An 11,631-nucleotide genomic window follows, 5' to 3' on the forward strand; every position below is an offset into this window, starting at 1 on the left:
CTAAAGCGAAGCGGCAGCCGACAAGCAGGCGCGTCTATGTCGGCTGCCGCTTCGCGTTAGACGGACCTACGAATTTACTGGTGGGCCTTATTACGCCATGTTGATCATGATCGTCTTCTTATGCGTGAAGTGCTCCAGCATCGACTCCAGCGACGCTTCCTTGCCCAGGCCGGACGCCTTGACGCCGCCGTAGCTGAGGTTCGGCTGGACGACGAGGTTCTGGTTGACCTGCACGAAGCCGGCTTCCAGCCGGTTCACGGCGTCCATCGCCTTGTGCAGGTTGTTGGTCCAGACGGTGGCGGCTAGGCCGTACTCGCTGTCGTTGGCGTCGGCGATCACCTGCTCGTAGTCGGTCCAGCGGATGATGCAGCAGACCGGGCCGAAGATTTCCTCGCGGGCGAGCTGGCTGTCGTTGGTGAGGCCGGTGAAGATATGCGGCTGGACGAACAGGCCCTTGGCCAGCTTCGGGTCGGTCGGCATCGCCGAGCAGGCGTGGGCGACTGCCCCAGGGGTCTTCTTGCCGATGGCGATATAGCCTTGGACGCGGTCCATCTGCTGGGGCGAGACGATGGTGCCGATATCGGTCGCCTCGTCCAGCGGGTCGCCCATCTTCATGGCGTCGACCTTGGCCTTCAGCTTTTCCACGAAGGCGTCGTGCAAGCTGTCGTGGACGAAGATGCGGGACGCGGCGGTGCAGCTCTGACCCTGGCGGGTGAAGCGCATGCCGGCGATGGCTCCGGCCACGGCGCGGTCGAGGTCGGCGTCCGCCATGACGATCATGGGGCTCTTGCCGCCCAGTTCCAGCGTGACGGGGATCAGCTTGTCCGCCGCCGCCTTGTAGACGATCTTGCCGGTCTCGACCGAGCCGGTGAAGGTCACCTTGCCGACCTTGGGGTGCGAGACCAGCGGAGCGCCGCATTCCGGCCCGTAGCCGGACAGGATGTTGACCAGCCCCGACGGCATCACCGTGTTCATGAGCTGGATGACGCGCAGGACGGTCAGGGGCGCTTCTTCCGCCGACTTGACGATCACGGCGTTGCCGGCGACCAGGGCGGGGGCGATCTTCAGCGCCATCAGCAGCAGCGGCACGTTCCACGGCAGGATGGCGCCGACGATGCCGATCGGCTCGCGCACCGTCATGGTCATGATCGTCGGGCTGAACGGGACGGTCTCGCCCTTCAGTTCGGAACCGAGGCCGCCGAAGAAGGTGAAGGCGTCGGCCAGGACGGAGGCCTCGACCCGGCTTTCGGTGCGGAGCGCCTTGCCGGTCTCCAGTGCGATCAGCCGGGCCAGTTCGTCGGCGTGCTCGGCCAGGATCTGGCCGCACTTGACCACCAGCTTGCCCCGGTCGCGGGCGCCGACCTTCTTCCACGCCTTCTGGGCTGTGGCGGCCGCCTGGACGGCGGCGTCGATATCGGCTGCTTCGCCGAAGGCGGCTTCGGCTATCGTTTCGCCGGTCGCGGGGTTGATGACGGGGAAGGTCTTTCCCGACAGGCTCGGGCGCATCTCGCCGGCGTAGAAGTGCTTGCCGCTGAGGTCGCGCGCCAGGGCGAAGGGATCGGTCTGGATGCTGGTATCGACTAAAGTCATCGGAAAGAGCCCTCTTTATTAACTGGCGGTGCCGCGCAGGAGCTTGATGATGCTGGAGAAGTCGGCGCCGGCCTGACCGTTACCGGCGTGCAGGCTGTAGAGCTGCGCCGCCAGACCGCCCATCGGGGTCGAAGCGCCGGCGGCTTGAGACGCGGCTTGGGACAGCTTGAGGTCCTTCAGCATCAGGGATGTCGCAAAACCGGGCTGGTAGTCGCGGTTGGCCGGGCTGTTGGGCACCGGGCCGGGGACCGGGCAGTAGCTGTTCAGCGACCAGCACTGGCCGGAGGAGGTCGAAGCGACGTCGAACAGCGACTGGTGCGACAGGCCGAGCTTTTCGGCCAGGGCGAAGGCCTCGCAGACGCCGATCATCGAGATGCCGAGGATCATGTTGTTGCAGATCTTCGCCGCCTGTCCGGCGCCGGCATCGCCGCAATGGACGATCTTGCCGCCCATCTTCTCCAGCAGAGGCTTGGCCCGCTCGAAGCTTTCCGCCGTGCCGCCAGCCATGAAGGTCAGCGTGCCGGCGGCAGCGCCGCCGACGCCGCCGGATACCGGCGCGTCGAGGAACTCCATCCCGGCTTCCGCCGCGGCGCCGCCGACCTGTCGGGCCGTTTCCACGTCGATGGTCGAGCTGTCGATGAACAGCGTGCCGGGACGCGCCGAAGCGATCAGGCCGTCGGCGCCGAGATAGACGTCGCGGACATGCTGGCCGCTCGGCAGCATGGTGATGACGGCGTCGGCCCCCTCAGCCACCGCGACGGCGGAGGCGACACAGGCGATGCCCGCCTTGCCGGCGGCCTCGATGGCGGCGGCGCTGACGTCGAAGCCCTTGATCTCATGGCCGGCCTTGGAAAGGTTGGCCGCCATCGGCCCGCCCATATTGCCGAGCCCGATAAATCCAACAACGCTCATGGTCGTTCCTCGTCTTGATTTTTTATGCCGGTCTTATGCTGGGATCAGGCCCAGTTCCCTGGGGCCGAGCGGGGCGAAGTGGGCGGAGACTGCGGCTTCCGACACTTCGGAAAGGGATGCTGGCTGCCAGCGCGGCGACTGATCCTTGTCGATCACGGCGGCGCGGACACCTTCGCGGAAGTCCGGCGCATCGAACATCCGGGAGATGATGCGGAACTCCACCGTCAGGCAGTCTTCCAGGCTGTCCAGGGTGCTGGCGCCACGCAAGGCTGCCAGCGTGACCTTCAGGCTGGTGGGAGACTTGGCCTCGACCTCGGCGGCTGTCTTGACCGCCCAGTCGTCGCCGGAGGTGCGGGCGGTCTCAAGTATCCGCTCGACGGTGTCGTGGCCGAACATCACGTCGATGGCGGCGGCCTTTTCCGCCAGCGGGGCCGGGCCGGGATCGACGGCGAACGACTTCACGACGGCCTCGACATCGACGGTTTCGGCAAGCGCCTTCGCCAGTTCGGGCAGCCGTTCGGATTGGACGAAGTAGTCGGCCAGCCCGGCGAGGATCGCGTCGGCGCCGCCGATGCGGCTGCCGGTCAGGGCGAGGTAGGTTCCAAGCTCTCCGGGAGCGTGCGATAGCAGCCAAGTGCCGCCGACATCGGGCAGCAGGCCGATGCCGACTTCCGGCATCGCCAGCATGGTCTTCTCGGTGACGATGCGGCACGATGCATGGGCCGAAATGCCGACGCCGCCGCCCATCACGATGCCGTCCATGAAGGCGACCACCGGCTTCGGGTAGCTGCCGATGGCGGCGTTCAGCTTGTACTCGTCGCGCCAGAACGTCTCGGCCATGCCGTCGTTGCGCGACCCGCTGTCCAGCAGGGCGCGGATATCGCCGCCGGCGCACAGCCCGCGCGTCCCGGCGCCGTCGATCACGATCACGCTGACCGCATCGTCGTTCTTCCAGCCGTCGAGTGCTTTGGTGAAGCTATGGACCATGTCGAGCGTCAGCGAGTTCAGCGCCTTCGGCCGGTTCACGGTGATCCGGCCGGCTGCACCCTCGCGGCGGACGATCAGGTCTTCGAGAGTGGCGGCGGTATCGGTCATGAGCGGTTTCCTTCACTGAATACTGTTCTGGACACGATCAGGCGCATGATCTCATTCGTGCCTTCCAGGATCTGATGGACGCGGAGGTCCCGGACGATCTTCTCGATCCCGTAGTCGGCGAGATAGCCGTAGCCGCCATGGAGTTGCAAGGCTGCGTCGGCTACGCCATAACCGGTGTCGGTGGCGAACCGCTTCGCCATGGCGCAGAAGGCGGTGGCGTCCGGCGCCTTGGCGTCCAGCTTGGCGGCTGCCCGGTACAGCAGCGAGCGGGCGGCTTCCAGTTCGGTCGCCATGTCGGCGACGCGGAACTGGAGAGCCTGGAACTGGTCGAGCGAGCGGTTGAACGCCTTGCGCTCGCCCATGTAGCGGACGGCCTTGTCCAGCGCCGCCTGCGCGCCGCCGAGGGAGCAGGCGCCGATATTGATCCGGCCGCCGTCAAGCCCCGCCATCGCGAACTTGAAGCCGTCGCCCTCGTTGCCGAGCCGGTTTGCCACGGGGACCCGGACATCGTCGAACAGCACGGCGCGGGTCGGCTGGGCGTTCCAGCCCATCTTGCGCTCGTTCGCGCCGAACGACAGGCCGGGCGAATCGGCGGGGATCACCAGCGTCGAGATGCCGCCGGGGCCGTCGCCGCCGGTCCGGACCATCGTCACATAAAGATGGGAGGCGCCGGCGCCGGAGATGAATTGCTTCGCCCCGTTGACGACGTAGTGGTCGCCGTCCAGATCAGCCCTGGTCTTCAGCGCCGCCGCGTCCGACCCGGCGCCGGCTTCGGTCAGGCAGTAGCTGGCGAGGTATTCCATCGTGCAGAGCTTGGGCAGCCAGGACTGGCGCTGCTCCTCGTTGCCGAAGCGGTCGATCATGGACGCGGCCATGTTGTGGATCGACAGATAGGCCGACACGGTCGGGCAGCCCTGGGCCAGCGCCTCGAAGATCAGGACGGCGTCCAGTCTGGACAGGGCGGAGCCGCCGACATCCTCGGCGACATAGATGCCGGCCATGCCGAGGGCCGCCGCCTCGCGCAGGACATCGACGGGGAAGTGCTTCTTTTCATCCCACTCGACGGCCTTGGGCTCCAGCGCGTCGGCGGCGAAACCGAGCGCCATTTCGCGGATCGCGCGTTGATCCTCGGTCAGTTCCTGGGACAAGTCGGCGGCTCCCTATTTTATCTTGTTTGCGCGGATCATCTTCTCCCATACGCATTCGCGCTCAGGTATCTGATTAATCGCGCACCGGATGGGCGGAAAAACACACACCTATGGTCCTTCCGCGCTATGTTCCGCAAGTGTCAACAGCATTGCAGGACGGCCCGCACCGCCGTCGCGACGAAGTGAGCCACCGATCATGGGCGATTTCAACTGGAACGATCTGAAGTCCTTCCTGGCCGTTGCCCGCACCGGAAAACTGACCACGGCGGCGCGGTCGCTGGGGGCCGACCACGCGACCGTCAGCCGCCGGCTGGTCTCGCTGGAGGAGGCCATGCATGTCCGCCTGTTCGAGCGGCACCCGACCGGCTACACCCTGACGGCCCAGGGCGAGCGGCTGCTGCCGCTGGCCGAGAGCATGGAGAGTACGGCGCTGGCGGCCTATGCCGAGCTGGCGAATTCCAACATGTCGGTCTCGGGCGCCGTGCGGATCGGCTCGCCGGACGGCTTCGGCAGTTACTTTTTAGCACCCCGGATCGGTGACCTGTGCCGCCAGCACCCGGCGCTGGAGGTCCAGCTGATCGCGATGCCGCGAATCTTCAGCCTGTCGAAGCGCGAGGCCGACATCGCCATCGGCCTCGCCCGGCCGCAGGAAGGCCGGCTGTCGGCGCGGAAGCTGACGGACTATCACCTGAAGCTCTACGCGTCGCGGACCTACCTGGAGACGGCGCCCGAGATCCGCGACCCCGGCGATCTGGCCAAGCACAAGTTCGTCGGCTACATCGACGACCTGCTCTACGCGCCTGAGCTGGACTACCTGAACGCCGTCGGAACGATCGATCCGCAGTTGAAGAGCACCAACCTGATAGCCCAGCTCAAGGCGACGGTGGCCGGGGCCGGGCTGTGCATCCTGCCGTATTTCATCGCCAAGGCGGAAGCGCAGCTCGTGCCGGTCCTGCCGGACGAGGTGATGCTGACGCGGTCGTTCTGGCTCATCATCCACGAGGATCTGCGCCGGCTTGCCCGCATCAGCGCCACGGCGGACTTCATCGTGGACGCCGTTTATAAGGCGCGGGGGGATTTCCTGTCGCAGAAGGCAGGGTGAGGCGGTGTATCGTGCGGCATAATACCAGGGGCCGAAGACATTGACCTGTTTGGGCGGTGTTTGTTGGGCCACGGCCCAACACTTGCCGACCGCCGGTCGAACTCTTCGGCTCCTGGTTAAGATACCGACCGCATAGAGGATTGGCCGGAACTCACCAGTCGGCTTCGATGCCGCTGGCACTGCGCGCTCTACAGCGGCTGCAAGCCGCTTCCAAACATCACCGATCAAGAAATCCGGCAGTAATAATCACCCAATCAATAATATCATCGATAAATGCGCCGCTTGATATTTATCAAGAGACCAAATTTTTCTTGCCGGGAATGGCGAATGGTGAGTAAATCGGGTCCTTAACGACCAACGATTTGATCTAAGTCAATTTTTTCCCAGGCAACCCCGCCTACCAACAAATAAGTCCATTCGAACTCACCTGTGGGGCTGTGCCCTCCCGGAATGCGGAAGAGTCATCATGCGTCCGAACCGCCCAGAATCCTCCCCAGGATCATCCGACGACATGGCGTATGCGTCCAGGTTCAAGGCCCCTGCGGATGCTGGGGCCAAGCGTCGGGAAATCACCATGTTCCTCGTGCTCGCCTTCGCGATCTGGCCGATACTGGCGGTCGCGGTCGTCGGCGGCTACGGGTTCATCGTCTGGATGTTTCAGGCGGTCATGGGCCCTCCCGGACCGCCGGCCGTCTGATCGCGGATCGGTGACGCCCCATGACCTGCGATACCGTGGATCTCCGGCGGCGGGGCCTGTTGCGCGGACGCGCACGCCCCTCGCCGACGGCCATCCGTCCTCCCTGGTCCGCCCAGAACGGCTTCACCTCCCTGTGCATCCGCTGCGGGAAGTGCGGGGAAGCCTGTCCGGAAGGCATCGTCGCCGCCGGTGACGGCGGCTTTCCGGAGATCGACTTCCGGAAGGGCGAATGCACGTTCTGCGGCGCCTGCGCCGATGCCTGCCCGGCACCGGTGTTCGGCGACATCGCCGGCAATCCGTGGAACGCCGTCGCGGCGGCCGGCGCTTCCTGCCTCTCGGCCCAGGGGATCACCTGCCGCAGCTGCCAGGACGCCTGCGACCAGTCCGCCATCCGCTTCGCGCTCGCCCCCGGCGGCGTCGCCCGCGTCGTTGTCGACGGGCACGCCTGCACCGGATGCGGCGCCTGCGTATCCATCTGCCCGGTCGGGGCGATCACCATCCAGTTGCACGCGGGAGACGGACATGCCGCCTAAGTCAAGGTCTGAGACGGAAAAGCGGATTCCGCGGCATGGCGAACTGCACATCGCCTCGCTGCTCGTGCATTTCCAACCCGCGATGAGAGAGGCGGTCCACGCCGCCATCCTCGCCATGGAAGGCGTGGAAATTCACCTCGGCCAGGAAAGCAAGCTGGTGGTCACGGTCGAGGGGCCGCACGAGGGCTTCATCGCCGACCGCATGACCGCGATGCACCTGCTCGACGGCGTCCTGTCCGCCGTCCTGGTCTTCCATCAAGTCGAGCCCGCCGAACACGAAGCGGCGCCGGCCTCCATCTGAACTTTCACAGCCGATTTTTAGGGAACAGGGGACCAACCCATGTTGGATCGTCGGGATTTCATCAAGGCGCAGGCCGTGGCCGCCGCAGCCGCAGCGGGCGGCATCAGCGTCCCGGCTCTCGCGCAGTCGTCCATGGTCGCCGGGCAGGACGCCAAGCTCAAGTGGTCCAAGGCGCCGTGCCGGTTCTGCGGCACAGGCTGCGGCGTGATGGTCGCGACCAAGGACAACCGCGTCGTCGCCACCCACGGCGACATCAAGGCGGAGGTCAACCGGGGCCTCAACTGCGTCAAGGGCTACTTCCTGTCCAAGATCATGTACGGGGAAGACCGCCTGACCACGCCGCTGCTGCGCATGCGCGACGGCAAGTACCATAAGGAGGGCGAGTTCCAGCCCGTTTCCTGGGACCGGGCCTTCGACGAGATGGCCAGCCAGTGGAAACGCGTCATCAAGGAGAAGGGACCCGACGCGGTCGGGATGTTCGGCTCCGGCCAGTGGACGATCTGGGAAGGCTACGCCGCCACCAAGCTGATGCGCGCCGGTTTCCGCACCAACAACCTCGATCCCAACGCCCGCCATTGCATGGCCTCGGCAGCCGTTTCGTTCATCCGCACCTTCGGCATGGACGAGCCGATGGGCTGCTACGACGACATCGAGCACGCCGACGCCTTCGTGCTTTGGGGTTCCAACATGGCGGAGATGCATCCGATCCTGTGGACCCGGATCACCGACCGCCGTCTCTCCGCCCCCCACGTCAAGGTCAGTGTCCTTTCGACCTTCGAGCACCGCAGCTTCGAGCTGGCCGACATCCCGATGATCTTCAAGCCGGGCACCGACCTGGCGATCCTGAACTTCATCGCGAACCACATCATCCAGACCGGCCGGGTGAACCAGGACTTCATCGCCAAGCATTGCAGCTTCCGCCTGGGCCAGAAGGACATCGGCTACGGCCTCCGTCCGGAACACGTGCTGGAAACGCGCGCCGCCAACGCCAAGGCTCCCGCCGACAGCACGCCGATAGACTTCGACCAGTTCGCAAAGTTCGTCAGCGACTACACGGTGGAGAAGGCGTCCGAGCTGAGCGGCGTTCCCAAGGAACGGCTGGTAGCATTGGCGGAACTCTACGCCGACCCCAAGACCAAGGTCATGTCGCTCTGGACCATGGGTTTCAACCAGCACGTCCGCGGCGTCTGGGCCAACCACATGGTCTACAACATCCACCTGCTGACAGGAAAGATCTCGGAGCCGGGCAACAGCCCGTTCTCGCTGACCGGCCAGCCCTCGGCCTGCGGCACCGCGCGCGAAGTCGGGACCTTCGCCCACCGGCTGCCCGCCGACATGCAGGTCGCCAACCCGGTCCACCGCGAACACGCGGAGGAAATCTGGAAGCTTCCGCACGGCCTGCTGCCCGGCAAGATCGGCTATCACGCGGTCCAGATGGACCGGATGCTCAAGGACGGCAAGCTCAACGCCTTCTGGATCATGGTCAACAACAACCTCCAGGCGGCGCCGAACTGCGATAACGAGACATGGCCCGGCTACAGGAACCCGGCCAACTTCATCGTCGTCTCCGACGCCTATCCGACCGTCACGGCGGCGGCGGCCGACCTGATCCTGCCGGCGGCCATGTGGGTCGAGAAGGAAGGCGCCTACGGCAACGCCGAGCGGCGCACCCATTTCTGGCACCAGCTCGTCAACGCGCCCGGCGAATCGCGCTCCGACCTGTGGCAGCTGATGGAGTTCTCCAAGCGGTTCACGACTGATGAGGTCTGGACCAAGGAAACGCTGGATGCCAATCCCCAGTATCGCGGCAAGACGCTGTTCGACGTGCTGTTTCGCAACGGCGCCGTGGACCGTTTCCCCGTGTCGGAAACCAACCCGGAATACGAGAACCACGAAGCCAAGGCCTTCGGCTTCTATCCGCAGAAAGGCCTGTTCGAGGAATACGCCGCCTTCGGACGGGGACACGGCCACGATCTGGCGCCGTTCGACATGTACCACGAGGTGCGCGGCCTGCGCTGGCCGGTGGTCGAGGGCAAGGAAACCCTGTGGCGCTACCGCGAAGGCCTGGACCCCTATGTCAAGGCCGGCGAAGGGCTTAAGTTCTACGGCAACCCGGACGGCAAGGCCAACATCTTCGCCTTCCCCTACGAGCCGGCGGCGGAGTCCCCCGACCAGGAATTCGACCTGTGGCTGGTCACCGGCCGCGTGCTGGAGCACTGGCATTCCGGCTCCATGACCATGCGCGTCCCCGAACTCTACAAGGCGATGCCGATGGCGCTGGTCTACATGCACCCGGACGACGCCAAGGACAGGGGACTTCGGCGCGGATCGGAGGTCAAGGTGATGTCCAGGCGCGGCGAAATGCTGACCCGCGTGGAAACGCGTGGCCGCAACAAGCCGCCGCGCGGCGTCGTCTTCGTTCCCTGGTTCGACAGCGCCCGCCTGATCAACAAGGTCACGCTGGACGCGACCGATCCCATCAGCAAGCAGACGGACTTCAAGAAATGCGCCGTCAAGATCGTCACGGCATAGGGAAGGGCAAAGCCATGCGTCTCTACCACCTAGCATTTCTCGCGGCGCTGCCCTGTCTGCTGGTCCCCGCGCTCCTGTCCGCCCAGAACACCGGCAGCGTCAAGATCGACTCGCCGTTCCGCCCGCCGGTCCAGTTCACCGACGAGACGACTCCGCCGCAGATCCCGGCCGACGTCACCGACGACCGCCGCGTCGCCCGCAACTACCCGGAACAGCCACCGGTCATCCCGCACAATGTCCGGGACTATCAACTGAACCTGAACACCAACCGCTGCCTGACCTGCCATAGCCGCCAATACACGGAAGCGGTCCAGGCCCCGATGATCAGCATCACCCATTACCTGGACCGGGAAGGCCAGACGCTGGGCGCCGTGTCGCCGCGCCGGTATTTCTGCATGCAGTGCCACGTGCCGCAGACCACGGCCCAGCCGCTGGTGCCCAATACCTTCCAGACCATCGACAGCATGATCAGCCGCCCGTCTTCCGGAGGCGCCGAGCAATGAGACTCAAGCTGCCCGAGTTCCTGCTGCGCCCCTGGCGCACGCTCTCAAGCCCCAGCCGGTATCTCAGCCTCGGCTTCCTGACGCTCGGCGGCTTCGCCGCCGGCGTCATCTTCTGGGGCGGATTCAACACGGCGCTTGAAGCGACCAACCGGGAGTCTTTCTGCATCGGCTGCCACGAGATGAACACCAACGTCTACGAGGAGCTGAAGCAGACCATCCATTTCACCAACCGATCCGGCGTCCGCGCGACCTGTCCCGACTGTCACGTCCCCCATGAATGGACCGATAAGATCGCCCGCAAGATGCAGGCGTCGAAGGAAGTCTGGGGCAAGATCTTCGGCACCATCAACACCCGCGACAAGTTCGTGGCGATGCGCCGCGAGCTGGCCGAACATGAATGGGCGCGGCTCAAGGCCAACAACTCGCTCGAATGCCGCAACTGCCACTCGACCGAGTCGATGGACATCACCAAACAGGGCGCCCGAGCCGCCCGCGTCCACGAGCGCTACCTGTTCACGGGCGAGCGCACCTGCATCGACTGCCACAAGGGCATCGCCCACCAACTGCCTAACATGGACGGCGTCCAGCCCGGCTGGAGCGAGGTTAGTTCCGAGAAGGGTATGATCGGGCACTGGCTGGCGGGAGAGGTGAAGTAGCGGCGTTAGCATTCAAGATTGACTGGTGATTTCCGGCAGAGATGTCGGAAATCATCGGTCAAATTTCAGCTCCCTCTGGCATCAGGCCATTGCTGAGCGCCATGGAGTATGCGCAAGATGATGACCGACGATTTGTCATAGCGGTAAATCATCAAATATTGCGTTCCTGGGATTACCAGTTCGCGAGTGCCTGAAACACGGCCAAGGCGGCCGATATTCATGTATTGCAATAACTGGCTGGCTTTATCTTCAAACGCATTGTCCAAATTCACTGCGGCCCGTGGATTATCGGCTTCGATATGATCGTAAATCCTATGTCGGTCGGCTATGGCAGTCCTGGTCCAAGTCAGTTTCAAGATTTCGCGCCGTCAAGTCTGCGCAAAGTTTCGGCTCGCCGCGCTGCGAAGGTCGCATTTACCTCATCTGCGGATACGACCCTGCCAGCAGCGGCATCTTCGATGCCTGCCTGCACCTGACGGCGGAACCATGGATCATGTCCTTGCTCGTCCCGCTGACGGCCAACGTAGTCGCGCATAAAATCGCGCAGCAACTGCGCGCCCGT

Annotated in this window: 13 protein-coding genes; 7 read left to right on the forward strand and 6 right to left on the reverse strand. The window is 64.8% G+C overall.

What is annotated here, in order from left to right; genetic code table 11:
- Positions 1 to 90 precede the first annotated feature (90 nt).
- The 4 genes from AC5JJ6_RS23195 to AC5JJ6_RS23210 are packed head-to-tail and all read right to left on the reverse strand — an operon-like array spanning position 91 to position 4,745.
- Positions 91 to 1,590 (reverse strand): aldehyde dehydrogenase family protein, encoded by a 1,500-nt coding sequence (locus AC5JJ6_RS23195; RefSeq protein WP_496044320.1) that lies wholly within the window; start codon positions 1,588 to 1,590, stop codon positions 91 to 93.
- A gap of 18 nt (positions 1,591 to 1,608) precedes the next feature.
- The gene (gene mmsB / locus AC5JJ6_RS23200; protein ID WP_496044321.1) at positions 1,609 to 2,502 is read right to left on the reverse strand and encodes a 3-hydroxyisobutyrate dehydrogenase; all 894 of its coding nucleotides are present in this window, start codon (positions 2,500 to 2,502) and stop codon (positions 1,609 to 1,611) included.
- 33 nt (positions 2,503 to 2,535) lie between these two features.
- Complete coding sequence (locus AC5JJ6_RS23205) at positions 2,536 to 3,597, reverse strand: enoyl-CoA hydratase/isomerase family protein (RefSeq protein ID WP_496044322.1); 1,062 nt, start codon at positions 3,595 to 3,597, stop codon at positions 2,536 to 2,538.
- A complete protein-coding gene (locus tag AC5JJ6_RS23210) occupies positions 3,594 to 4,745 on the reverse strand; it encodes an acyl-CoA dehydrogenase family protein (protein ID WP_496044323.1) in 1,152 nt (383 codons plus the stop codon). The genes AC5JJ6_RS23205 and AC5JJ6_RS23210 overlap by 4 nt, the downstream gene beginning before the upstream one ends.
- Positions 4,746 to 4,941: 196 nt before the next feature.
- On the opposite strand from AC5JJ6_RS23210, the gene AC5JJ6_RS23215 reads away from it, so the two are divergent.
- The 7 genes from AC5JJ6_RS23215 (at position 4,942) to AC5JJ6_RS23245 (ending at position 11,069) form a co-directional block, all read left to right on the forward strand.
- Positions 4,942 to 5,847 carry a LysR family transcriptional regulator gene (locus AC5JJ6_RS23215; RefSeq protein ID WP_496044324.1) on the forward strand — a complete coding sequence of 302 codons (906 nt, stop codon included), beginning with the start codon at positions 4,942 to 4,944 and terminating at the stop codon, positions 5,845 to 5,847.
- Positions 5,848 to 6,358: 511 nt separating this feature from the next.
- Positions 6,359 to 6,544 (forward strand): periplasmic nitrate reductase, NapE protein, encoded by a 186-nt coding sequence (napE, locus tag AC5JJ6_RS23220; RefSeq protein WP_496044325.1) that lies wholly within the window; start codon positions 6,359 to 6,361, stop codon positions 6,542 to 6,544.
- A gap of 20 nt (positions 6,545 to 6,564) precedes the next feature.
- A complete protein-coding gene (gene napF / locus AC5JJ6_RS23225; protein WP_496044326.1) occupies positions 6,565 to 7,077 on the forward strand; it encodes a ferredoxin-type protein NapF in 513 nt (170 codons plus the stop codon).
- Positions 7,067 to 7,378 (forward strand): chaperone NapD, encoded by a 312-nt coding sequence (locus AC5JJ6_RS23230; RefSeq protein ID WP_496044327.1) that lies wholly within the window; start codon positions 7,067 to 7,069, stop codon positions 7,376 to 7,378. Before napF ends, AC5JJ6_RS23230 begins: the two co-directional genes overlap by 11 nt.
- 39 nt (positions 7,379 to 7,417) lie before the next feature.
- On the forward strand, positions 7,418 to 9,910 hold the full coding sequence (gene napA / locus AC5JJ6_RS23235; protein ID WP_496044328.1) for a periplasmic nitrate reductase subunit alpha: 2,493 nt from the start codon (positions 7,418 to 7,420) through the stop codon (positions 9,908 to 9,910).
- A 14-nt stretch (positions 9,911 to 9,924) separates the two neighbouring features.
- Positions 9,925 to 10,413 (forward strand): nitrate reductase cytochrome c-type subunit, encoded by a 489-nt coding sequence (locus tag AC5JJ6_RS23240; RefSeq protein WP_496044329.1) that lies wholly within the window; start codon positions 9,925 to 9,927, stop codon positions 10,411 to 10,413.
- A complete protein-coding gene (locus AC5JJ6_RS23245; RefSeq protein WP_496044330.1) occupies positions 10,410 to 11,069 on the forward strand; it encodes a NapC/NirT family cytochrome c in 660 nt (219 codons plus the stop codon). Before AC5JJ6_RS23240 ends, AC5JJ6_RS23245 begins: the two co-directional genes overlap by 4 nt.
- Before the next feature lie 65 nt (positions 11,070 to 11,134).
- Here AC5JJ6_RS23245 and AC5JJ6_RS23250 read toward each other — a convergent pair whose 3' ends face one another.
- Positions 11,135 to 11,425: a type II toxin-antitoxin system RelE/ParE family toxin gene (locus tag AC5JJ6_RS23250; RefSeq protein WP_496044331.1), complete on the reverse strand. Its 291-nt coding sequence runs from the start codon at positions 11,423 to 11,425 to the stop codon at positions 11,135 to 11,137.
- Positions 11,422 to 11,631: hypothetical protein (locus tag AC5JJ6_RS23255; protein ID WP_496044332.1), on the reverse strand; the 210-nt coding region annotated here is incomplete at its 5' end. The genes AC5JJ6_RS23250 and AC5JJ6_RS23255, both read right to left, overlap by 4 nt.

The sequence above is a fragment of the Skermanella sp. genome (assembly GCF_059503625.1).